Source organism: Microbacterium sp. oral taxon 186 str. F0373, from assembly GCF_000411455.1.
Lineage (GTDB): Bacteria > Actinomycetota > Actinomycetes > Actinomycetales > Microbacteriaceae > Microbacterium.
Map to the genome: position 1 here is coordinate 384,876 of NZ_KE150458.1, position 22,896 is coordinate 407,771.

General features: G+C 68.0%; 15 protein-coding genes and 1 pseudogene. 12 read left to right on the top strand and 4 right to left on the bottom strand.

Features of this window, described 5'->3' with window-relative positions:
* Positions 1-51 precede the first annotated feature (51 nt).
* The 10 genes and pseudogenes from HMPREF1529_RS11905 to HMPREF1529_RS11945 all read left to right on the top strand — a co-directional run bounded on the left by HMPREF1529_RS11905 (position 52) and on the right by HMPREF1529_RS11945 (position 14,300).
* Positions 52-1,304, top strand: a protein-coding gene (locus HMPREF1529_RS11905) for an IS3 family transposase (protein WP_157533856.1) whose coding sequence is annotated in 2 segments (ribosomal slippage) — positions 52-334 and positions 334-1,304 — 1,254 coding nt in all. Because the reading frame shifts where the segments join, the coding sequence is not laid out codon by codon here.
* Between the two features lie 63 nt (positions 1,305-1,367).
* Positions 1,368-1,781 (top strand): annotated as a pseudogene (locus HMPREF1529_RS16430) (recombinase family protein); the annotation flags it as partial.
* Positions 1,782-1,853: 72 nt separating this feature from the next.
* Positions 1,854-2,594 (top strand): recombinase family protein, encoded by a 741-nt coding sequence (locus tag HMPREF1529_RS16435; RefSeq protein WP_269634131.1) that lies wholly within the window; start codon positions 1,854-1,856, stop codon positions 2,592-2,594.
* A gap of 59 nt (positions 2,595-2,653) precedes the next feature.
* Positions 2,654-6,367, top strand: a complete 3,714-nt coding sequence (gene drmA, locus HMPREF1529_RS11915; protein ID WP_084675257.1) for a DISARM system helicase DrmA — start codon at positions 2,654-2,656, stop codon at positions 6,365-6,367.
* A complete protein-coding gene (gene drmB / locus HMPREF1529_RS11920) occupies positions 6,367-8,397 on the top strand; it encodes a DUF1998 domain-containing protein (RefSeq protein WP_016465015.1) in 2,031 nt (676 codons plus the stop codon). Before drmA ends, drmB begins: the two co-directional genes overlap by 1 nt.
* Complete coding sequence (drmC, locus tag HMPREF1529_RS11925; protein WP_016465016.1) at positions 8,387-9,103, top strand: DISARM system phospholipase D-like protein DrmC; 717 nt, start codon at positions 8,387-8,389, stop codon at positions 9,101-9,103. Before drmB ends, drmC begins: the two co-directional genes overlap by 11 nt.
* 329 nt (positions 9,104-9,432) lie before the next feature.
* Positions 9,433-9,855, top strand: coding sequence for a type IV toxin-antitoxin system AbiEi family antitoxin domain-containing protein (locus tag HMPREF1529_RS11930; protein ID WP_232212123.1), 423 nt, complete (start codon positions 9,433-9,435; stop codon positions 9,853-9,855).
* Positions 9,852-10,811 carry a nucleotidyl transferase AbiEii/AbiGii toxin family protein gene (locus HMPREF1529_RS11935; RefSeq protein ID WP_016465018.1) on the top strand — a complete coding sequence of 320 codons (960 nt, stop codon included), beginning with the start codon at positions 9,852-9,854 and terminating at the stop codon, positions 10,809-10,811. The genes HMPREF1529_RS11930 and HMPREF1529_RS11935 overlap by 4 nt, the downstream gene beginning before the upstream one ends.
* A 472-nt stretch (positions 10,812-11,283) precedes the next feature.
* On the top strand, positions 11,284-12,297 hold the full coding sequence (locus tag HMPREF1529_RS11940) for an aldo/keto reductase (RefSeq protein WP_005050149.1): 1,014 nt from the start codon (positions 11,284-11,286) through the stop codon (positions 12,295-12,297).
* A 74-nt stretch (positions 12,298-12,371) separates the two neighbouring features.
* Positions 12,372-14,300 (top strand): ArnT family glycosyltransferase, encoded by a 1,929-nt coding sequence (locus HMPREF1529_RS11945; protein ID WP_005050151.1) that lies wholly within the window; start codon positions 12,372-12,374, stop codon positions 14,298-14,300.
* Here HMPREF1529_RS11945 and HMPREF1529_RS11950 read toward each other — a convergent pair.
* Both HMPREF1529_RS11950 and HMPREF1529_RS11955 read right to left on the bottom strand, forming a co-directional pair.
* The gene (locus HMPREF1529_RS11950) at positions 14,285-14,998 is read right to left on the bottom strand and encodes a HEAT repeat domain-containing protein (protein WP_016465019.1); all 714 of its coding nucleotides are present in this window, start codon (positions 14,996-14,998) and stop codon (positions 14,285-14,287) included. The genes HMPREF1529_RS11945 and HMPREF1529_RS11950 overlap by 16 nt on opposite strands.
* 74 nt (positions 14,999-15,072) lie before the next feature.
* On the bottom strand, positions 15,073-16,608 hold the full coding sequence (locus HMPREF1529_RS11955; RefSeq protein WP_232212124.1) for a serine hydrolase: 1,536 nt from the start codon (positions 16,606-16,608) through the stop codon (positions 15,073-15,075).
* Positions 16,609-16,869: 261 nt separating this feature from the next.
* Between HMPREF1529_RS11955 and HMPREF1529_RS11960 the strand changes: the two genes are divergently transcribed.
* Positions 16,870-18,597 carry a sensor histidine kinase gene (locus HMPREF1529_RS11960; RefSeq protein WP_005050156.1) on the top strand — a complete coding sequence of 576 codons (1,728 nt, stop codon included), beginning with the start codon at positions 16,870-16,872 and terminating at the stop codon, positions 18,595-18,597.
* Positions 18,588-19,268 (top strand): response regulator transcription factor, encoded by a 681-nt coding sequence (locus tag HMPREF1529_RS11965; protein WP_005050158.1) that lies wholly within the window; start codon positions 18,588-18,590, stop codon positions 19,266-19,268. Before HMPREF1529_RS11960 ends, HMPREF1529_RS11965 begins: the two co-directional genes overlap by 10 nt.
* Before the next feature lies 1 nt (position 19,269).
* Here HMPREF1529_RS11965 and HMPREF1529_RS11970 read toward each other — a convergent pair whose 3' ends face one another.
* Entirely contained in the window at positions 19,270-20,805 is a 1,536-nt protein-coding gene (locus HMPREF1529_RS11970) for a bifunctional phosphatase PAP2/diacylglycerol kinase family protein (RefSeq protein WP_005050160.1), read from the bottom strand.
* A gap of 11 nt (positions 20,806-20,816) precedes the next feature.
* Positions 20,817-22,856 (bottom strand): DUF262 domain-containing protein, encoded by a 2,040-nt coding sequence (locus HMPREF1529_RS11975; RefSeq protein WP_005050161.1) that lies wholly within the window; start codon positions 22,854-22,856, stop codon positions 20,817-20,819.
* Between the last annotated feature and the right edge of the window lie 40 nt (positions 22,857-22,896).

Here is a 22,896-nt window from a genome sequence, read left to right on the forward strand (position 1 = left end):
TGACTCGCCCCGGCGTGTCCGGAGACAGGATTCCTTGGAAGGATCTGTCTCATGGGACGTCCCAGTAAGTACCCGCGCGAGCTTCGTGAGCGCGCTGTCCGTATGGTCGCCGAGGTGCGATCCGACTATCCGAGCGAGTACGCCGCGATGACCGCTGTCGCGCAGATGCTCGGCGTCGGGTCGCCAGAAACGATCCGCACCTGGATCCGCAGGCAGCAGGTCGACGCGGGCGACCGGCCCGGAGTCACGACCGACGCCGCGGTGGAGATCAAGCGACTAAAGCGGGAGAACGCGGAACTGCGGCGGGCGAACGAGATCTTGAAGGCGGCCTCGGCTTTCTTCGCGGCCGAACTCGACCGGCCACACAAGCGATAGTCGGCTTCATCGACGCGCACAAGGACCGCGCCGACGGAGGGCTCCGATGGGGTGTCGAGTCGATCTGCGCCGTGCTCACCCAGCACGGCGTGAAGATCGCCCCATCGACCTACTACGACGCGAGAGATCGCGGTCCGTCACCGCGGATCGTGTCGGACGAGAGGTGGAAGCCGATCATCCTGACCACGTGGCAGACGCACCGGAAGGTGCTCGGGGCCCGGAAGCTCTGGCTGCGGTTGCGTCGCGACGGGCACGACATCGCCCGCTGCACGGTCCAACGCCTCATGCGCGAGCTCGGGATCGCCGGTGTCGTCCGCGGAAAACGGAAGCGTCCCGTGGATGCGGATCTGCGGGAGACCAGGCCCGCCGACCTCGTCGACCGGCACTTCGCCCGGTTCCGCACGAACCAGCTCTGGGTCGCCGACTTCACCTACGTCTGGACGTGGTCCGGATGGGTCTACGTCGCGTTCGTGTTCGACGCGCACTCCCGCCGCATCATCGGGTGGAGAGCGGCGACCTCGATGACAACTCCGCTCGTGCTCGACTGCCTCGACATGGCTCTGTTCACCCGCCGCCGCGAAGGCGTCACCGGGTTCGCCGGGCTCACGCACCACACCGACGCCGGCAGCGTCTACACCTCGATTGCCTTCACGGACCGGCTCGTCGACGAAGGCATCGACCCCTCGGTCGGGTCCGTCGGCGACGCCTACGACAACTCCCTCGCGGAATCGCAGATCGGGCTCTACAAGTCCGAGCTCATCCACCACGACGGGCCCTGGCGCGACATCGACCAGGTCGAGGCGGCAACCGCGTCCTGGGTGCTGTGGTTCAACACGGAGCGCACCCACGGCTCCATCGACGACCTCACACCCCTTGAGGTCGAGCAGCTCGACTACGCTCGCAACGAACCGGTCGGAAAAGCCGGCTGACACCAGTAAAACGCTCTCCGGACACGCCGGGGCGAGTCAGTACGTCGAAGTGTCCTTTACGCCCGCCTCAGTGTCACTAAGGAGGAATCCGTCTCGATTGCGCGGCAGCTTCAGTCATGCCGTCGCTACGCTGAGGCCCGCGGTTGGGAGGTCGTGGGTGAGTTCGTTGACGACGGTGTCTCGGCGACGGCCAACCGCCCCGAGGAGCGCCTCGGATGGAAGTCGCTGCTCGCAACTCGCGACTTTGACGCGGTGATCATCTGGAAAGTGGATCGGCTCGCGCGCAGGGTGCTCGACTTCCTCCACGCCGACGAGACGCTCCAGAAACGGGGCGCGGGTCTCGTCGCCGTCGAAGACCCGATCGACATGACCAGTCCCCAGGGGCGCGCGTTTGCTGTCATGCTCGCCGTTTTTGGCGAGATGGAGGCCGAGGCCATCCGCGCCCGAGTTCGAGCTGCGCGCGCGCAGATCCTCAAGGACGGACGGTGGCCCGGCGGCGGCATCCCGTATGGGTATCAGTCGGGCCCGAACCCCGACGGTCCAGGCCGAGTGCTGACGAAGGACATCGAGCGCATCGGTTGGCTCTCGGAGGCCGTTGCTAGGGCGCTTCGGGGCGAGACCGTCAACGCAATTGCCACGTGGCTCACCGATAGCGGCGCACCGCTACCCGTGCGTCGCGTCGAGCGCATATCGGGGAGTACGTCGTGGAACCGTCAGACGATCGACGGCCTGCTGCGCAACCCAGTGCTCGCCGGGATGACGCCGCACAACCCAGGCCGCGCCAAGAGCGCAAAGCGGGTCGATCCGTTCGCCGTACTCCAGGACGAGCACGGCTACCCGACCGTCAACGAGGCGCTCGCCGTCATCTCCTACGAGGAGTTTGAGACACTGCAACGACTCCTTGACGCCCGCACCGTGCCCCAGGCACGGAAGGGATCCGAGCGCCAATCTACAAGTCCCTTTCTCTCACGCGTCGCGCGCTGCGATGAATGCACCGTATTCCTCTGTCGAGGCACAAACCAGAAGCGGCCTGTCCTGTACTGCCCGAAGTGTCGCCAGACCATTGGCCGGACAGCGCTCGACGCCTACCTGATTGACCGGCTCCTCTCCGAGCGTTCCGAAGAACTGGTAGGCGACCTTGATGTCGCGGAGGCCTGGGCGCGCGCCGGCCACGATGACAAGGCCCGGCGGGCAGTTTTTCTATCCCAGCTCGGCACTCTCTTCATCCGCCGTGGAGTCGTCGGACGCTACTTCGATGAGGATCGCGTGTTGCTGGCATGGTCGTCCTAACACTGACGGTCCCGCGATCCGCGCCAATCGATATCAGTAGTCTGCGGCAGACTGGTTCCATGGCAGAGAGCACGAACGCGCAAACCCCAGCAGGCTCGGAATACGTGCTCAACTTCCCTACGAACGGCAGCTCGTTCGGTGTGCGCGAGAACCTCGTTGACATCCTGGAGCGGGAGCTGCTCGGGCCGATCCATGGCGAGGAAGAGCTGCTGCCGTTCAGCCCGAAGCAGATGTACCTAGTCGGTCTGGTCGCGCCGGTGAAGCTCACGGATATCGGCTCCTCGGTTCTGGACCAGGACGATGCCGACGACCTCGCGGAGGTGCGTCTCGACGAGGACGGCGTTACCGAGGGCCGGGGGGTTCCGACGGTCGCCGCCGATGAGAGCGAGGCTGACGCCGAAGAGGATGATGTCGAGGACCGTGCGCCTAAACAGGGCTTGATGATCCCTGCGTCGATGGGTTTGCGCTTTCAGGTGCCGAGTGTCCTGCCGTCGTTTGAGGTCACGGCGTCGTGGGGTACGTACGAGACGGTCGAGACCGACGAGGTGACGAAGGCTGGCCGCCCGGTGCGCAAGTACCAGCGCACGCCGGTTGAAGAGAGGCGGACGATCTCGCTTAGGTCGTTGATTCCGGGGCGTACCGAGACGGTCGTGCTTCGCGATGCGATCTGCTTGCGGATCGACCGGTACGACGATGCCAAGTACGGTCGTGTTCTCGTGGAGATCGCGCTCTGCAATGACCGCGAGACGCCGTTACCGATCCCATCAAGTATGTGGATGTTCCAGACGAAGCTGATGGTCGACGCGAGCGGGGACGATGTGTTCCTTCCCGTTCGTGACGTACTGGAGCAGAACTGGCCCGAGCACGACGACGAGGTGCGGCGACTCGACCTCCAGTACAAGGACCGGCTGGAGTTCGCGATCGGTCGGACCTGCTCGGCCGACTGGGTTGTGCGCAAGGGCGCGCGCCGGGCGACCTCGGTGTCGACGACCTGGCTGCCACAGGCCGAGACGCCACAGACCCGAGCCGGGGAGGTCAAGGGCTCGACACTGTCTATGAAAGCGCTAGCATCCGCCACTCCCAATGACTTGCGCGTCGGGCTCGCGCCGTTGGTCTCCGGGTATGGCGCTTGGCTCGACAGGCAGAAGGGCATCGCGGCGGAACTGCCCGCGCACCTCCGGTCGACGGCGGACGATGTTCTGTGGGAGGCGCGAGCGGCGCACACACGACTCGTCGAGGGGCTGGAGTTCGTCGCTTCGGATCAGACCGCACTCCAGTGCTTCCAGTTCATGAACCGGGTGATGCGTGACCAGCGCCTCGCCTCACAGGTCGCCGAGGCCCGAAAGTCTGACTCCGCGCTGTCGATCAAGGACGCATGGGCGAACCTGGAAGCGGACGAGACCGACGGGAAGCCGGTTGCCTCGTGGCGTCCGTTCCAGCTTGCGTTCATCCTCATGCAGCTTGGTGCGCTCACCGATCCGACCGCGCCGCTTCGTAGCGCGGAGCATCAGGCCGAGGTCGAGCTGTTGTTCTTCCCGACCGGTGGTGGCAAGACCGAGGCGTATCTCGGCCTCGCGGCCTACACATTCGCGATCCGTCGTCGTCAGGCGGTCGTACAGTCAAGCGACGGCCCACTGAACGGCGGCGATGGCGTCTCCGTGCTCATGCGTTACACCTTGAGGCTGCTTACTGCACAGCAGTTCCAGCGTGCGACCTCTCTTATTTGCTCGGCCGAACTCGCGCGCCGTGAGGACGAGCTGACGTGGGGAACGGAGCCGTTCCGCATTGGCCTGTGGGTCGGTACCGATGTCAGTCCGAAGCGGTTCGAAGAGGCCGACGAGCAGCTCAAGAAGGTCAACGATGGAGCCTCACACCGGCTCACCGTGCTCCAGATTCAACGCTGTCCCTGGTGCGGCACCGAGATCGCCCCTGCGAACGTCAGGGGCGACGCCACCAGCCGCCGCGTGTTTGTACACTGCGGTGACGAGCTCGGCCGCTGTCCCTTCTCGAAGGGTGGCGGTGTGTCGGAAGGTCTCCCGGTGCTGACGGTCGATGAGGAGATCTACCGGCTTACCCCAGCGTTCGTCATCGCCACTGTCGACAAGTTCGCGAGGCTCGCACGCGAGGGCGAGGCAGCGTCGTTGTTCGGCTACGTCAGCAAGCGCTGCGGGCGGCACGGATACGTGCATCCCGACTACACCGGCTGCACCGTGCAATCGCACCCTGCGAACAACGGGCACGCAGCGGCCACCGTGATATCAGTCGGCCGTCTACGCCCGCCGGACCTAATCATCCAGGATGAGTTGCACCTCATCACCGGGGCGCTTGGCACCGCGGTCGGTCTCTTCGAGGTTGCGGTCGAGACGCTGTGCTCCTGGGGGAGCCCCGAAGGCAAGCCGGTGAAGCCGCTCATTGTCGCTTCGACCGCGACCGTGCGGAACGCCGTTGAGCAGGTGCGTCAGCTCTACGGCCGCAAGGTTGAAATCTTTCCGCCGCAGGTTCTCGATGTTGCCGACACTTTTTTCTCCCGCGAGGTTGACGTATCCGAGCAGAACCCTGGGCGTCGCTACATCGGCGTGAGCGCGCCAGGCGTGCGCCTGTCGAGCGCCGAGATTCGCCTCGCCGAGGTGCTGCTGCTCGCGGGCCAGCTACTGTTCGATCGCACGGGCATCGAAGCTGACCCTTATATGGTCCTTGTCGGGTACTTCAACGCCACCCGCGAGCTGGCCGGCATGCGCCGCTACTTGGACGATGATGTGAGCACCCGGGTCGGTAACCCGCGGCGCGACTCAGGCTTCCCACGCCGCTACGGCACCGCGTTCGGAAGCCTCAACGTCGCCGAGCTAACCTCGCGCATCTCAGGTGCCGATATCGGCAAGACCCTCGACAAGCTCGGGCTCGAGTTCGACCCCGACTACGACACGACGGCTGCGTTCCAAGCCCGCATCGCGCTGAGGCGCGAGGACAAAGCGGCTCCCAAGCGTGATGCCGATGCACCGTTCGATGTGGTGCTTGCGACATCGATGCTCCAGGTCGGCGTCGATGTGCAGCGACTCGGCCTCATGCTCGTGGTCGGCCAGCCGAAGAATACGGCGGAGTACATCCAAGCATCCTCACGCGTCGGACGAGACGCGTCCCGCCCCGGCCTGGTCGTATCACTCGGGAACTGGGCTCGCCCGCGTGACCTCGCCCACTTCGAGCAATTCCGGCACTACCACGACACCTTCTACAAGCAGGTCGAGGCGCTGTCGGTCACCCCGTTCTCGCCTACCTCCCTAGAGCGCGGTATCGACGGGCTACTCGTCAGCGCGGCGCGCGTCGCCCAGGCGATGCTCGCTGACGGCCTTTCGCCCGAGCGCGAAGCGGGGAAGATCGCTTCACACCACCCCGCTGTCGTTGCGATCATCGACCGGCTCAGGGCCCGCATCCTCGCCGCGTCGCAGGATGACGACCTAACCAAGAAGGCGAGCGACCTGCTCACCAACCGGGTTGATCGCTGGATGAGCCGAGCCGGGTACGCCAGCGAGCGGCACCAGACTCTCGTCTACGAGCGCACAGGCGAGGGCGACAAGTACCTGCCGCTGATCATCAGCCCTGAGAACCACCGCGCTAACGTCGGCAGCACGACCGAGGCACCGTTCGTGATCGCCAACTCGATGCGTGAGGTGCAGCCCGAGATCAACCTCCTGGTCTCGCCGATACCAGACCGGCTCTTCGCCAGAACCCCCGCGGGTGTTGACGAATGGGCGATGCCCGTCGGGGAGGATGACTGATGGCTGAAACCACCATCGCGGCACTGGCCGACAACAATGACGCCCTCGACCCGCTCGGCGACGCCGACGAAGGCTTGGTGAAGAACCGGGCCAAGGTCGGCTCGGCGCGGCCATCGTCGCTGCTGTATACCTACGGCCCGGGCGCGATCATGGATCTGCCGAGCTTCTCAGTGATGCCCGCCGGGTTGGATGACTGGGAGCCGATCTGGAAGCGCCGCGAGATCGTCCCGACGATTCTTGAACCGCGCCTGCTTAACGTCGTCCGGCTGCACCTCGGCCCGCAGGTCGAAGCACTGCGTCCATTCCCGTGGCAGCCGAAGAAGGGCTCGATGTCCACCGAGGGCTCCGATCTCGGCCTGCCCGCGCGCGTGTTCCCGCAGTGGTTTCGCTGCACCGGCTGCGACTACCTCGGCCCGATCACCCGGTTCACCTACACGAACACGCATCCGTTCCGGCCCGACCTCGCCCAGTTTACCCACAAGCCGTGCCCAGGCCGTGGCGGGCGCGGACGGCGCGAGGGCAGCCCGGCTGTCCCCGCGCAGCACCTGCTGACCTGCACCAACGGGCACCTTGACGAGTTCCCGTACGCGCTGTGGGTGCACAAGGGCAAGAAGTGCCCCGTCGCAGAGAACCCTGACCTGAAGATGCGCGACGCCAACGTCGGCAAGAGTGTCGGCTCCACGATCATCTGCCAGTCCTGCAACGCGACGCGCGGCATGGCCGAGGCTCAGGGCGCGAAGGGACGGGAGAAGCTTCCCCAGACCTGCCGTGGCCGCCACCCTCACCTCGGCGCGTTCTTCCCCGGCTGCAAGGCCCAGCCTGCGTTGATCATGATGGGTGCCTCGAACCTGTGGTTCCCCTCGACTCAGAGCATCATTGTCATGCCGCGCTCAGAGGTCGAGCAGAAGGAAGCGCTCGCCGACCAACTCCGCGTCGAACTCGGCATCGAGCAGATCCAGCAGTTCGCTGACCAGATCCCGGTCATCCGCGCGCTCGCCGGGGCACGCAACATCGACGTGGCCAGCCTCTCGGACGCCGATGTCGCTACTGCCGTCGCCGACGTGCTCGCGCCTCCGGAGTCGGAAGAGGCCCGCGAGGAGCGCCGCGCCAGCTGGGACCCGATCGAGCTACTCATCCCCGAGTGGCGCTATCTCCAGAAGCCGATTCTGTTCCCCGAGCAGCAGAACGACACCGGGCTCATGGTCACGGAGAAGCAGCGCGGTGCTGACCTGCATCCGCGCATCACACGTGTCGTCGGTGTGGACAGGATGAAGAAGGTGAACGCTGTCCTCGGCTTCACGCGCCTCGATGAGATGGACCGCGTGAACGACGTGGCCTCGCGGCTCGTCGACCTCACCCGGAACGGCAAGCCCGCCTGGGTACCTGCCACCGAGGACCGAGGCGAGGGAATCTTCCTGCAACTCGACCTTGACACCGTCGCGCAGTGGGAGCAACACATAGAGACTGCCCCGTTGTGGGACGCTCACGTCAAAGCACACCGCCGCAACTTCGCCCGGCGTTTCTCCGAGACCGCCGCAGCGGTCAACCCCGATACCCGGATGCCTGGGCCGCGCTACTGGCTTGTCCACACGCTGTCGCACATCCTCATCCGAGAGATGGCGATGTACTCTGGCTACGGTGCGGCCAGCCTCACCGAGCGCATCTACGCCTGGGGTGACGAGCCTGGGCGCGAGGCTGCGGCGGGACTGCTCATCTGCACGACAGCGTCTGACAGTGAAGGCACGCTCGGCGGCCTCGTCGCTCTCTCAGAACCGACGAAGTTCCGGAACATCGTGCTTTCCGCGTTGCGCCGGGCCGCACGATGCTCGTCCGACCCGGTTTGCGCTCAACGCACGCCGTCCGACCCCGAGGACTTCCTCCACGGCGCGGCCTGCCACACCTGCTCCTTCGCTTCGGAGACCTCGTGCGAGAAGGCCAACCGGTTCCTTGACCGTCGGTTCCTCCTCGACCTCCCGACGGCGAATGGCCCGACCGTGCCAGGGTTCTTCGGCAGCATCCATGGCCTCTGACCCGCTCGCAGAACTCGGCAGCTTCCTCACCGCGACTGAGGCGGAACGGCTCGCCATGCAGTTCGAGACCGGCACGCCTGTCAGCGTTGCAGTGCGCGAGATCGCGAGTAACCGTCGAGAACAGGTCAAGGAGTTGCTCGTCGCGTCGGGGCTCGGGCCGGGTGACCGGGAGCGCGCCGTCAGCGTGCTGCGCGCCGTCGCCGGGGCGAAGAGTGCGCTGCGGGAGCTGACGCCTGTGTGGACGATGCCCGGCCACGAAGCGAGCATCGGTCACCTCACTGGCGAGTTCCACCGCATCGTTGGAGCCGCACGGCAGTCGGTCACGGCGGCCACCTACAACTTCCAGGACACTTCGCAGATGTGGACCGCGTTGAAGGCAGCCTCTGACCAGCCTGACGTCGTTGTGACGGTGTACGTCGATGCCGGGGTCGGCGATGCCGCGACGGTCAAGGCGCAGCTCTCACGAGTCACGGTCTACCGCTCGGCGATCCTGCCGAGCGGTAAGCAGGTGGTGAGTCACGCCAAGTTCGTCGTCGTCGACCACGAGGTATTGCTCATCACCAGCGCCAACTTCAGTTTCTCCGCCGAGAACCGCAACGTCGAGTTTGGCGTCCTCATCCGCGATACCGCCCTTGCTGCATCCGTCGAGGCCACCATGAGGAGCAAGCACGGGTCGCTCTACGAGCTGGTCCGGCTGGCTCCGTAGCTCCACCAACTCGACGTGGTCGACGAGTGTCTCGCCCGATACGAGGACATTCCGGCGGCAACAGTCCGGCGATCTTTGGAGGACATGCGGCATCGGGTTCCGCCCGACAAATGTGGATAAAAACCACACATAGAAAAGTCGTCTGTGCAAGGATTATATCCATGAAGGAGTTGGACGAGTCGCTCCCGTCGACGTTCACGACGGAGACCTCGCGGGCGCACGGTGTGCATCCGCGAGACTTGTATGCCTGGCGAGATGGCGGGCGGATCATCGAACTCTCGCGCGGGGTCTTCCGTCGAGCAGACGCGCCCCCGGCGTCGTACCCCGACATGATTGCCGTGGCGCACCGCGCTCCTCGCGCGATCGTGTGCTGCGTCTCGGCGGCAGCGATCCATGACCTGACGGACGAGATGCCCTCGTTAGTGCAGATCGCGGTTCCCAAGCGGTCGCATACGCCGATAATCACCTACCCTCCGGTGATGGTGTTCCGCTTCGACGAAGCCGTTTTCGAACTCGGGCTGACGTCGTTCGAGGCGGGGCCGGGAGAGTCGGTACGCATCTACGACGCTGCGAGGACGGTGGTGGATCTCATGCGGTTCCGGAAGCGCCTTGGCGAGCCGATCGCGCACGCCGCGCTTTACCGATACCTGGCCGCACCGCACTCGAAACCGGCACTGCTGTTGGACTACGCGGAGGCGCTGGGGACGTTTGGGCCGATGCGCGCTGCGCTCGATGTCGCGAGCGCCCGATGAGTAGGCCCACGCGAGAGAGCGCCGCAGGGCGCGCATACCTCGATCTGCAGAACCAGGCCCGCCGCCAGAAGCGCGGCACGCAGGAACTGCTCACGATGTACATCGTCGAGCGGTGGCTGTCGCGGATGTCGCGCTCACCGTATGCCGAGGACTTGATCCTGAAAGGCGGGATGCTGCTGGCTTCCTTCGGCACCCGCCGTCCCACGGTCGACGCCGACGCCCTCGCGCGCAACATGGCCTCCGACGAAGAGACCGTCGCTCGCCGCGTCGCTGAGATCGCCGCGATCGAAGATCCAGACGACGGCGTGGAGTTCCTGCCTGAGACCGTGACCACCGCAGTGATCCGCGACGATGCCTTGTACTCCGGCGTGCGGGTGACGATGACGGCACGGCTCGCAACAGCGCAGGTCAAGCTGCGTCTTGACATCAACTTCGGCGACCCTGTCACTCCGGCCCCGCGAACAGTCGTGCTGCCGTCGCTGCGGCGGGACGCTCCGCCGATCCGCATCCTGGGCTACCCGATCGAGACGGTACTCGCGGAGAAACTCGTCACCGCGATCGAACTGGGACGAGCGAACACGCGCGTGCGTGACTTCGCGGACATCCACCTCTTGACCGGCACACAGGCTCTCCAGTGCGGGGAACTGCGTGACGCGCTCACGGCGACCGCAACTTTCCGCGGGACCACGTTGATTCCGTTGGTGCAGGCCACCGAGGGGCTCGCAGTGCTGCGCAACTCGACCTATGTCGCCTACCGGAAGGGGCTCGGTGAGGCGGGCGCGAGTCTGCCGGCTAGGTTCTCCGACACCGTCGCTGCGGCTGCTGACTTCGTCGACCCGGTGCTCGACGGGCTCAACGCCAAAGCCGTCTGGAGCCCCGCCGAACGGAACTGGAACACGGCACCCGCCACACCATCCGTGCAGACAGAATCCGCTACAGGTAGGACAGGTCTGTGACGGTTTCTGTCGGACCTGGCCGCAGCCGATCCGGTGACCAGATTGGTGACCAAAAACCCTCCCGAGTGGCACGAATCAGCCCGAATCACTGCGTAGCTGTCGGTAGCCGGAGGTACACTTAACCCCATGAGATCCCTGAAATTACGGGGAACTCCACCGATTCGGGGCTTCGTTCGGACGGGCCAGGCGGCTCTCAGTTGTTCTTGGTTCGAGTCCAGGTACCCCAGCAAGACAGATAGCCCCGGAAATCCGCATCACGGCGGATCACCGGGGCTCTTGCTTTTGGGGATGGAGATGCCCACCTTCTGTGCAGAGTGCGGAACGTCGCTCCCGCACCGACCCCTCGCGCGCGGCTGGGACGCTCTCGAGGCGGACTCCACGCGACGCACGAGCAGCTGCGCCGCGATGCGATGATCGGCGGGCTCGTCTGACGCCGCCTCGGCGGGGGCGTCCTCGCAGATAGGCTCGACGCATGGCTCCCGCACGCTCCTCCCTCCCGCATCGCGCACTCGGCCGCACCGGCCGCGACGTGTCCGTGATCGGTCTGGGCACGTGGCAGCTGGGCGCCGATTGGGGCGATGTCTCCGACGAAGACGCGGCGGCGGTGCTCGCGGCATCCGTCGACGCCGGCGTCACCCTCTTCGACACCGCAGACGTCTACGGGGACGGGCGCTCGGAGCAGATCATCGGCCGCTTCCTCGCGACGCACCCCGGTCACGGCATCACGGTCGCGACGAAGATGGGGCGTCGGCAGGAGCAGCGCGCCGAGAACTACACGGCGGACAACTTCCAGGTGTGGACGGACCGCTCTCGCCGCAACCTCGGCGTCGAGACACTCGACCTCGTTCAGCTGCACTGCCCGCCGACGGCCGTTCTCGACGACGAGCGCACCTTCGATGCCCTCGACGGTCTCGTCGATGCCGGAGCCATCGCGGCATACGGGGCATCGGTCGAGACGGTCGCCCAAGGCCTGCGTGTCCTCGGTCGACCCGGGCTGGCGAACGTGCAGATGATCATCAACCCGTTCCGCCTGAAGCCGCTGGACGAGTTCCTGCCCGCCGCGGCCGACGCGGGCGTGGCGGTCCTCGCCCGCGTGCCGCTGGCGAGCGGTCTGCTGTCGGGCCGTTACACCACCGCCACGACCTTCTCCGACGCCGATCACCGCTCCTACAACCGCGAGGGCCAGGCGTTCGATAAGGGAGAGACGTTCTCGGGGGTCGATTTCGAGACCGGCGTGGCGGCCGCGACGGAGCTGTCCGCGGCGCTTCCGGACGGCGTGAGCCTCCCGGCGGCCACACTCGCGTGGATCGTGGCGCAGCCCGGTGTGACCGCGGTGATCCCCGGAGCGCGCACTCCGGCACAGGCCACGGCGAATGCCGCCGCAGCGTCGGCCTTGGACGATCCAGTGGCGTACGCCGCTTTCGATGCGGCCGTGCACGAGGTCTACGATCGCCGCCTGCGCGGAGCCATCCACCCTCAGTGGTGAGATGCGCTCATAGGCTTCCCTCAGCCCCCGCCGAGCGGGCGCCGAAGCGCCGCGCCTAGCGTCGGCCCGTGCCGATGACACCCGCCCTCCCGCGGTGGTGGCGCGAGCCCTGGTGGGCGCGCGTCACCCTTGCCGCAATCCTGGTCGCTTTCGCCGTCCTTACGGCGTGGAATCTGGCCCGCGGCGGCGACTTCTCTTTCTACGAAGCATCCGCGCGTTCGATGTCGCAGTCCTGGCAGGCACTGCTGTTCGGTGCTTTCGATCCCGCCGCCACGGTCACCCTCGACAAGCTGAGCGGCTTCGCCGTCCCGCAGGCGTTGAGCGTTCGCCTGTTCGGCATGTCGACCTCCGCGCTGGCGCTTCCGCAGGTGATCGAGGGGCTGGTCACGGTGTTCGCCTGCGCGCTGATCGGTCTGCGGTGGCGCGGTCGTGCGGTCGGGCTCATGGCGGCGGCTGCCGCGGCATCCACGCCCATCTTCGTCTCGATGTTCGGTCATCCCATGGAAGACGGACTCCTCACGATGTCGCTCGCGGTGGCGGTGCTGTGGTGGCAGCGCGCCGTGCTGACGAAGCGATGGTGGCCGCTGTTGTGGGCCGGGCTGTTCATCGGCGTCGGCTTCCAGGCGAAGATGATGCAGGCCTGGTTCGTGCTCCCCGCCCTGCTCATCGGGACCCTGATCGCCGTCGGCGGCCGCTGGCCGCAGCGCCTGGCTCGAGTCGGTGCGCTGCTCGGGAGCGCGGTCCTGGCCTCGCTGTCATGGATGCTGATGATGCAGCTCGTTCCCGCAGCGTCGCGTCCGTTCGTCGACGGCTCGACCGACAACAACGTCTTCGCGATGGTCTTCGGCTACAACGGCATCGATCGTCTCTTCCCGAACGCGATCGACGGTGCCGTCCGCAGCGGCGGCGGGACGCAAACGGCGTCCGGCGCCGCAGCGGCGGTGACGAAACTGATCGATCCGCTGTATCTCGGGCAGATCGGGTGGCTGTACCCGGCTGCGCTGTTCGGTGTCGGGCTGGGTGTGTGGTCGCTGGTGCGGACGTGGCGCGGTCGGAGCAGACCTCGGCCCGTGTCGCCGGCGACGGCGATGTTCGTCGTCCTGGTCGTGTGGCTGGTCACGGGTGCCGCGATCCTCTCGGCGGCACGCATGCCCCACACGGCATATCTGTCTGCGATCGGGGTGCAGCTGGCGTTGCTCGCGGCCTTCGCGGTCGATGAGGCGGTTCGGCTCCGCCGTGCACCGGGCCGGGCCGGACGGCTCGTCCTGCCGATGCTGACCGTGGTCCAGCTGTCGTGGTGCGTGGTGCTGGCCGTCGTGACGGGGATGCCTCGTCCCCTGTGGATCGCGATGATCGGCGTCACTGCGGGAATGTGCGCGCTCGTTGTCGCGAGTGCTCTGCGGACACCGTGGCGCCGACGCCTCGGCCGCACGATCGCCCTCGCCGCGGCGGTCGCGGTTCTGGCAGGACCCGCGCTCTTCGCCGTGCAGGTGGTGGATGCCGCGCGCGACGGCAGCGGGGGAGACGCGTACGTCGGCGTGAAGCACGACGACCCTCGCGCCGCCGTGGCGGCCTCGTTCCGGCCGTCACCACCGCAGGTCTGGGGCGGTGCGCCGGGGATCACGCCGCCGCTGGTGGAGCTCGTCGCCGCGGCCCGTGCGGCGGGAGGAGGGCGCGATGGCGCGCCGCTGTTCCTGACGGACTCGTGGAGCATCGCGGCTCCGGTCATCGACGCGACCGGCGATGAGGTGCTCACCGATGGCGGCTACTCCGGTCAGGCGGTCGTCTTCACCGCGGCCGAGATCACCGCGAAGATCCGCACCGGGGTGCACCTGATCGTCGTCAGGGATCACACCCCCAAGGGCGATCAGGTCGCCAACGCCGTGCGCGCCGCGTCTTGTCGGACGCTGCACACCTGGCCATCCGCACCGGCCGGCTCCCACACGAAGTCGACCTCGTCCGGCGGCGGAGCGGGCGGGTTCACGCTCTACTCCTGCTCCTGATGCGGCGTCACCGCCTCCAGAGAGAGCAGGCGCTTCTTGCGACGGTTCTCGCGAATGATCCAGGCGACGTCGGGGTCATCGCTGGACAGCGCGTGAAACGCGCGGAGTCCGGGGGCCGGGTCCGCGGCCACGGCGACGCTCCAGGCATAGCCCAAACACTGGCGGAGAGTCCGCACATCGGGGTCCCGTCGCCCCGGGGTGGGCAGCGCGCGGAGTGTGTCGGTGGCCTGCCTGCAGATCTCCACGGCGCGCGCGGCGGCGGATGATGATCGCAGCAGACGTGGCTCGCAGATCGCCGCGACCGCTGCGCGTCGGACGAGCGGGCTCGCCGCCGTCGCCCAGGCGGCGACGAGCTCCGCCATCGCCGCGGGGTCGACGTCGCCCCAGAGCTGAAGGCCGATCACGACACCTTCGCGCACACGCCACCGCGGATCCTGTGCGAGGCGACGCGCTCGCTTCTCGCTGTCGGGCGCGCCCGCATCGCGCCCGATCGCGGCGGCCGCGCACATGGTCGCGAACTCGCCGCCCGCGCGCACGAGCGCATCGATCTCCGACGCTCCGGCGATCCGCGCGGCCGCGACCACGAGGTCGAGGTTGGCGCGAGGTCCGGGCAGCTCCGACGCGCCCTCCAGCGTGGAGGCCCAGTCGTCGGCGTCGAGACGGCGCAGTCTCGCCGACCAGTCGATCGTGCTCGCCATGGCGCGAGACTAGCGCGCCACACGACGCGCCCACGTCGGTCGACACCGTGTCTATCCGGTGGGCGATGCCGCCCTCAGCGCTGACGCGTGAACACACCCAGGCCCGAGGGCTCCGCGATGTGCGGGTAGCGGTTGAGGTAGGTGAGCGTCGCGGTCGTCACCGCGCCGCCGGAACGTGCGAACACCACCGAGGACAGCGATCCCGGCAGCGCGTTCTCACCCGTGGGGACGTACGCCATGGTGTCGCCGTTCCATGGCGTGATGTCGAAGGTCGTCGCCTCCGTCGGCCCCAGCGCTCCTCGTAGTCGACCGCCGGCCTCGGTGACCGTGAGCGTGCCGAAATACGCACTGGTATAGGTGCCGACATAGTCCGATGCGGGAGCGGATGCCGCGGCATCCGTCGGCGGGCGCCGGCCGGCGAGGTCGCCCGACGGCGCGTTGAAACCGGCGAAGAAGCCGTGCATCGTGTCGACCCAGTCCCGGGACTGGTGCCCGTACATCACCTCGTCGAGGAAGATCTGCACCACGGCTTCGGGCAGGCCGACCGGTGCACCGTTCGTCAGGACGACGATGCCGAGGTCGAGGTCGGGTACGAGAGTGGCGGCGGTGGCCGCGCCGAGGCCGAACGCGCCGGAATGGCTGAGCGTGACGCGGCCGCCCGCGGCGGATCCGACGTTGATGCCGAACCCGTAATGCCCCGGGCGCTGATCGAGGTCGCCGGCATGGGAGCTGACGATCTGGGCCGAGAGCGCCTGGTTCAGCGGGTCCGAGTTGATGAACGCCGACCCGTCTCGCGAGCCGTCGCTGAGGAGCAGCTGCATCCACGTCGCGAGATCGCGCACGTTCGAGGACACGCCGCCCGCGGGAGCTTCCGCGTCGGGGTCGCGATCGAACAGCGGTTGGAAGTCGTCCTCCGCGATGCGGGCGTGCAGCACCGCGTGATTCGGGGCGGAGAGGAAGTCGGCGTGGCTCGTGCTCGTCGAGGTCATTCCCAACGGGCTGAAGAGCAGTTCCTTCGACATCTGCTCCCAGCTCTGGCCCCGGGATGCGGCCACCGCCTCCGCGCCCGTCGTCAAACCGAAGTTCGAGTACTGGTACGTGGTCCGAAACGGTTGCAGGGGGATCTCGCTGAGGTGGGAGAGGATGTAGTTCCGGTCGAAGCCGAGATCCTCCAGATCATCGCCGCCTCCCGTCGGGATGCCGCTGCGGTGTGCGAAGAAGTCGCCGACGGTGATGTTCTGGGTCACGTAGTGGTCGGCGAGTGCGAGGCCCGGCATGAGCGTGTGCGCCGGTGTCGACCAGGTCAGCGACGGATCCTGGGTCATCGCCTTGGCGAGGATGGTGGCGGAGATCGGTTTGGACAGCGACGCGATCTGGAAGACCGTGTCGGCATCGACCTTCGCGCCGGTGGACTCATCGCGAACGCCGAAGCCGTTCGTGTACAGCACCGCGTCGTGAGATACGACCGCCACCGCCAGCCCCGGAACCTTCGACCGGCGCAAGGCATCGTCGATTTGTGACGGCAGCAGAGTGAGCGCCGCATCGACCGCTGCGGCGCGGTCCGTGTACAGCGCCACCACGTCCTGGTTGGGCCGGGTCCCGGTGTCCACGGCGACGGTCGACGATGGCGCAGGCCCTCCGCTGCAACTGCTCAGCGCGCAGGCGGCGAACCCCGCCGCTACGACGATGGCTGTCGCGCGCGTGACGCGGCGTCTCATCGTGCCGATCTGTCCCATGAGCTTCCCCCTGCCGTGCGGCGACGATCCGTGTGCGAAGGCGTTCCGCTGGATCGACCATAGGGGAGAGCGCCGCCGGGAGGCCATGGACCTGGGTCCCGTTCGCGCAGACGTCGCCGGGAGTACGGTCGACGCATGGTGACACCGCGTACGCGTGGAGCGGAGCCTCGACGCGCCGGGCGAGGACATCGGCGACAGGTCCTGCCGCTCGAGCTCGCACTGTGGGTCATCGTGGCGTTCGCGGTGATCGTCGGGGTGGTGCAGCTGGCCGCAAGCGCGGCGCACCCCGACATGGCGAATGCCCTCGTCGCGTTCACCGTCGTCTTGTGGATCTGGGTGGTCGCCGGTGTGCTCGCGTGGTGGCGCCGCCCCGCCAACGGCACCGGACCCCTGATCCTGCTCGGAGCCGTCGCCCTGTGCCTCGGCGGGCTCGGCAACCTTCAGCTACCGCTGTCCGACGTGGTGTCCGCGTTGTTCGCGACCTCCGTGTTCGCCGTGACGGTTCACCTGTTGCACGCCTTTCCATCCGGCCGACTGCGGGGTCGCCTGTCCGTGGGCGTCGTCATAGCCGGCTACGCAGCGGCGACGGGACTGGACGCGCTGCGCGTGGCCGCTCCGCGCGCCGGGGCGCTGATCAGCGTGGTGCAGCCCGTCCTCGGCGCCCTGGTGATGACGGCGACGGCGGCGATTCTCACGATCCGCCTCGTTATCAGCGACCGTCGCCATCGTCGCATCCTGCTGCCACTGTCGGCATACGGCATCGTCGCCGTGCTCGGCATCGTCGCGGCGCCCCGATTGCTGACCGGCACGGCGGCATCCATGGTCGGAGTCGTCCAGCTCGCTCTCATGGCCGGGCTGCCGGTGGCCTTCCTCCTCGGCGTCGTGGCCGGCTCGTTCGCTCGCACCACGGCGCTGGAGTCGCTGAGCGCGTGGCTCGCGGTCGGGGGCCCCGACAAGCCGGCCGTCGAGCGGGCGCTGCGAGCCAGCCTGGGCGATGACAGTCTCCAGGTCGTGTACTGGTCGGCGCAGAGTGGAAGCTTCGTGGATGCCGACGGTGTCGCGTTCCTGCCCGCGGCGCCGGCCGGCGGGAGGGCGCACGTGCCGGTGCGCGTCGACGGTCGCCTGGTCGGGGCCATCGACTACGACACCCGCGTCACGGACGATCCTCTGACGGTGAGGCGAGCGGGGGAGATCCTTGCGATCGCGATCGACCGTGAGCGTCTCACCGCGGAGCTCACCCTCTCGAACGAGGAGCTCATCCAGTCTCGGCGTCGGTTGATGGAGGCTGCGTACGCCGAACGGGCACGCATCGCGCGCGATCTTCATGACGGACTCCAGGTGCAGCTGGTGCTGCTGGCGCTGGAGGCTCAGTCGATGGCCGACGTCGTCGCCGAGGACACCCCCGCGGCCGCGGAGCACTTGCGGGCCGGCATCGACGAGGCGGCGACGGAGCTGCGCCGACTCGTGCACAACGTCATGCCGGCGCCGCTGCGCGAGAGGGGGCTGGTGGCCGCGGTCGAGGAACTCGTCGATCGCGCGGAGGTGCCGGCTCTGTTGAGTGCCGACGTCGACGAGTCCCGTGTGTCGTCGGCGGCGGCGCACACGGCGTACTTCGTGATCGCGGAGCTGCTCACCAACGCCGTCAAGCACGCGGGCGCCACGGCCTTGCGGGTGAGCGTCGCCCTCCGCGAGGACCGCCTGACGGTCATCGTGGAGGACGACGGCGTCGGTGATGCACGCATCGGAGTCGGTGCGGGCCTGCGTGGTCTGCACGACCGGGTCGCTGCCCTCGAAGGCGCCGTCGAGATCGTGTCGCCGCGCGGCGGCGGCACCCGAGTGGGAGTCGAGCTGCCGTGCGTGTGATCATCGCCGAGGACGAGGTGCTGCTGCGCGAAGGGCTGACGCACGTTCTCGAGAAGGAGGGATTCAGCGTCATCGGTGCGGTCGGCACCGCGGCGGACTGGGAACAGGCCGTCGACGCGCGCGTGCCGGATCTGGCCATCACCGACATCCGGATGCCGCCGAGCCACACCGACGAGGGCCTCGCGGCGGCCGTGCGGGTCCGTCACGCTCACCCGCAGGTCGGTGTGGTCGTTCTTTCGCAACACGTGCAGCGCCGGTACGCCACGGAGCTGCTGGGGGCCCAGGCTGGGGGAGTCGGCTATCTGCTGAAGCAGCGCATCGCCGATGTGCGCACGTTCACCGCCGACCTTCGCCGGGTCGCGGCGGGCGGATCCGCGCTCGACCCGGAGGTCGTCGAGTTGATGCTCGCCCGGGCCGGTCGCTTCGGCGGTGCGGTGGGTGGGCTCACCCCGCGGCAGTTGGAGGTGCTCGCTCTCATGGCACAGGGACGCAGCAACGCCGGGATCGCGGCAGCCCTGGTGCTGACCGAGAAGGCGATCGTCCAGCACACCTCGAACATCTATGACGCACTGGGCCTTCCCGTGGATGCTGACGACCACCGCCGCGTGCTCGCGGTCGTCCGGTACCTGGATGCGGCGGCCGCCGGCGCTCTGCGCCCTCCCGCAACCTGAGTCAGCGCGCGGACGCGGCGGGCGCGATCACGGTGAGGGCGCGCGCAAGCACGCGCGCGCGGAGATGATCGACCTCTTCGCCCACTTCGCCGTCACGGGCGATGCGATACGGACCGTCGAGCAGTTCGAGGTCGAACTCGGCATCCGAGAACTCCTGATACCGACGGTTGCGGGAGATCCGCCCGGTGAACAGGTCGACGAAGACGCGCGCGCGGGACCCCAGGCGTGAGACGCCCAGTACACGCAGATCCAGTCGCGCGTCGTCGAGGGTCGCGCGGTGCACCGGAGCGAATCCCCGTGGTTCATACCGCCCGTTGCCGAGGAAGAGGAGGCTGAAGCGGGCGTCGACCGTCTCGCCGTCGAGATCGCGCACCCGGACGCGGACCGCGCGGGCGGTGCCCAGGGTCTTCACCGCGGCGACGACCGCGGCCAGCGGCTTGCCGATGCGGCGTTCGTAACGTTCCCGGATCGTCACGAAGTCCGTGTACGCGCCGACGCTGGCCGTGTTCACGAAGATTTTGTCGTTGACCTCACCGAGGTCGACCTTGGCCACCGTCCCGGCGCGGATCGCCGCGATCGCCGTCGACAGCGGGTACATGCCGAGGTCCTTGGCGAAGTGGTTGAACGTTCCCGCCGGCAGCACGGCCAGCGGGATGCCGTGCTCGCGGGCGGCGGCCGCGGCCTGTTGGACGGTGCCGTCCCCGCCGGCGACGGCAAGCACCTCGCAGTCGGCTGCCGTCGCGCGGATGACGGCCGCGTAGTCGTCGTCCGCGTCCAGCTCGACGACCCGCAGGCGGGGGAGGGCCCGCCGCACGGTCGGAAGGATGCGCGCCGCGCGCCCGGAGCCGGAGCGCGGATTGATCACCAGTGCGATTCCCGCGCCGTCGGGCCGGGGCGTGCCGGCATGCACGGCGAGAGCATCCTGCAGCGGGTCCACGCGTTCGACCGGGACGACGCGGGTCGTCAGCCAGGCGATCGCTTCGCCCAGGGCGAAGCCTGCCGCCACATCGGACGGGTAGTGGGCGCCGGTGGCGACGCGAGAGAACCCGACGAGCCCGGCGAGGGCGCGCAGCGGAACGGTCAGCGTGGGCATCTCGGCGGATGCGGCGGCGGCGAAGGCCATGGCGCTGGCCGAGTGACCGCTCGGGAACGACGTCGAGTCGGGAATCCGCCGGGCCAGCCGCTGCGTCGGCACTTGCGTGATGGACGGTCGAGGGCGGCGGTGCAGCCGCTTGGAAACCTGGTTCGCGAGGAGACTCGTGACCCCGATGGCCGCCAGCCCGCGCGCCGCAGCACGCCGGCCGCGTGGGCGGGCGGTGAGCGCGAGCAGACCCGCGATCGCCATCCACAGCACCGAACGGTCGGCGGCACGCGTCAGCGCCGGCATCGTCGCGTCCAGCAACGGGCTGTGCGTGCGCGCCACCGCGGCGAAGGTCGCGACGTCGAGGGCGTCGACCTGCCGCCGCACGTCGCGCCAGCGCCGCGCTGAGCCGCGCTCGGTACGGGAGCGGCGAGGCGTGGCCGATCGACGAGGCATGACGGCTCCGATCACTTCATCGCGTTACCGATGTAGGAGTACTTGACGAACACCTCCGAGGCCCACCCCGCCTCGTCGAGCACGCCCTGAACCGCAGTGAGCATGTACTTCGAGTCCCAGCCCATGTAGAGGTAGCGGCCGTCGCCCAGCTCGTCCCACTGGCCGTTCCACGCCTTCGCGGGATAGACCGGTCCGCCGCGCCGCGCGCTGAAATCGATGACGCTCTGGCGGGAGTCGGCCCAGAGACGCTTGAAGATGCGGTTGAAGAGGTAGCGGATGTCCGGCACCTCCCAGTGCTCGCCGCGGAACTCGACGTAGTCGAACTCGCGCTGCCATCCGCGCGGCCAGCCGCGCCGCTTCACGGCATCCAGGATCGGCGTCAGATTGTCGTCGTCGATGCTGACGACGGCGGGGCGGCGCCACACCTGGAGGAACAGCTCGGTCAGCGCCTGCGTGCGCGCGGCGATGGCTGCCGTGCTCCACGACTCGGTGCGGGCGATCGCGCGGGTGATCTCGACGGCGCTCTCGTCGTACACCGCACGCTTCGGGGGGAACGAGGCGTCGAACGCCCGCTCGAAAAGATGCTCTTCCAGCAGCGTCAGGTTGCCGAGTGTGGGTGCCAGCGCACGGAAGCTGTTCTGCTCGTCGTCGGTGAGGTCGGCCCATCGGCGGATGCCGTCGGGCGACCAGTCGTCGGAGGGCGCAGCGGGTGCGACGTGCTCCAGGTCGATGCCGGGAAGATCGATGTCGCCCGCCAGACGCTTCAACACGTAGGAGGGGTGCGGAAGTGCCGTGTACTTGAGCCCCACCCGGGTCCGTTCGTCAGACGGTGTGATGCGGGCGATCGCCTGCACCAGGGCGTCGCTCGACACCGCAGCGGCACGGCACAGGCGTGCGACGAGGCGGTCGGTGGTCACGCCCACGACGGTGCGTCGCAGCAGCAGCGACTGCACGTGCTCGAGCGAGACACGCAGCTCGGCAGCGCTGAGGTCGCCCTCGATGTGCTCGTGAAGCAGTCGAAGCGCCAGGGGGTACATGCCGCGTCCGAAGGTGTTGAGGTAGGCCAGCTGTCGTGCGATCACGGGGTCGTCGGCGCGCGCCGGATCGAGGAGGATCCGGTAGATGCCCGCGTAGCGACGCCACTGCGCGGCGCGCTCCCGCAGCGTCGCGAGGTCGAGGCGTGGGAACTGGGAACGGAAGGTGTCGTAGACGCCCCGCTCACCGGCGACCGTGACCTCGCGCCCGGTGAGCATGACCAGGTAGTGGCGCCAGAAGTCGCCGATCTGCTCGCCGGTGTCGTGCTCGATCGGCATCCAATACTCGTCTTCGATCTCGCCCTGCTCGGCGTGCGAGAGTCCCATCAGGACGTAGTTGTGGATCAGCTCATGATCACGCAGCGGCTCGCCGGTGGAGTTGAGGCTCTCGAAGGTCTGCTGGGCGTTCGCGTCTGCGCCCAGGGTGATCGACACGTGTTCGAGGCGCTCCAGGCCCCGCCAGATGTGGGCGGCCTCGTCGGGGCGGATCTGACTGCGGAAGAACGCATAGTTGTCGTCGAACCGTGATTCGCGCATCTGCTCGCCCGCCTCTCGGCGACCGAGCACGACGCTCTCGAAGACATCGGCCCACGCCCGGTGCGGACGCAGCTTGGTGCGCGTCGGATCGTCGCTGCGCACCAGGACGCGCTCGAGTTCGGCCGCGAGTGCGGGGTCGTCGTCGCGCAGCGTGTGATGCAGGGCGGCGACCAGCAGCATCAGAGTGGTGATGCGCTGCTGTCCGTCGATGAGCACCAGGTGCGCATCGTCGTCGGAGGAGGCCGACGCCGTCGACAGGATCGAACCGATGAAGTGTGTCTGTCCGGCGCCGGCATCGGCGACAGCGCGCACGTCGGCGAGCAGTTGCTCGCACCCGCCGATGTCCCATCGGTACTGGCGCTGATACACCGGGACGACGATGGTCGTGTCGGATGCCGAGAGCCAGCGGATCGTCGCGACAGCGGTGGCCGAGACGTGTGCCGCCGCGACCGAGGGGGCGAGATGCGTACCGCTGTTCATACTGTCCGTGTCGCCTCCGCGCTCGCTCTCGATGACCGCC

What these genes read in the sequence shown, in the direction of transcription:
- HMPREF1529_RS11945 (WP_005050151.1), top strand. Translation starts at nt 12,372, where the DNA reads ATGACACCCGCCCTCCCGCGGTGGTGGCGCGAGCCCTGGTGGGCGCGC.
- HMPREF1529_RS11975 (WP_005050161.1), bottom strand. Translation starts at nt 22,856, where the DNA reads ATGAACAGCGGTACGCATCTCGCCCCCTCGGTCGCGGCGGCACACGTC.
- HMPREF1529_RS11930 (WP_232212123.1), top strand. Translation starts at nt 9,433, where the DNA reads ATGATTGCCGTGGCGCACCGCGCTCCTCGCGCGATCGTGTGCTGCGTC.
- HMPREF1529_RS11935 (WP_016465018.1), top strand. Translation starts at nt 9,852, where the DNA reads ATGAGTAGGCCCACGCGAGAGAGCGCCGCAGGGCGCGCATACCTCGAT.
- HMPREF1529_RS11970 (WP_005050160.1), bottom strand. Translation starts at nt 20,805, where the DNA reads ATGCCTCGTCGATCGGCCACGCCTCGCCGCTCCCGTACCGAGCGCGGC.
- drmC (WP_016465016.1), top strand. Translation starts at nt 8,387, where the DNA reads ATGGCCTCTGACCCGCTCGCAGAACTCGGCAGCTTCCTCACCGCGACT.
- HMPREF1529_RS11960 (WP_005050156.1), top strand. Translation starts at nt 16,870, where the DNA reads ATGGTGACACCGCGTACGCGTGGAGCGGAGCCTCGACGCGCCGGGCGA.
- HMPREF1529_RS11950 (WP_016465019.1), bottom strand. Translation starts at nt 14,998, where the DNA reads ATGGCGAGCACGATCGACTGGTCGGCGAGACTGCGCCGTCTCGACGCC.
- HMPREF1529_RS11940 (WP_005050149.1), top strand. Translation starts at nt 11,284, where the DNA reads ATGGCTCCCGCACGCTCCTCCCTCCCGCATCGCGCACTCGGCCGCACC.
- drmA (WP_084675257.1), top strand. Translation starts at nt 2,654, where the DNA reads ATGGCAGAGAGCACGAACGCGCAAACCCCAGCAGGCTCGGAATACGTG.
- drmB (WP_016465015.1), top strand. Translation starts at nt 6,367, where the DNA reads ATGGCTGAAACCACCATCGCGGCACTGGCCGACAACAATGACGCCCTC.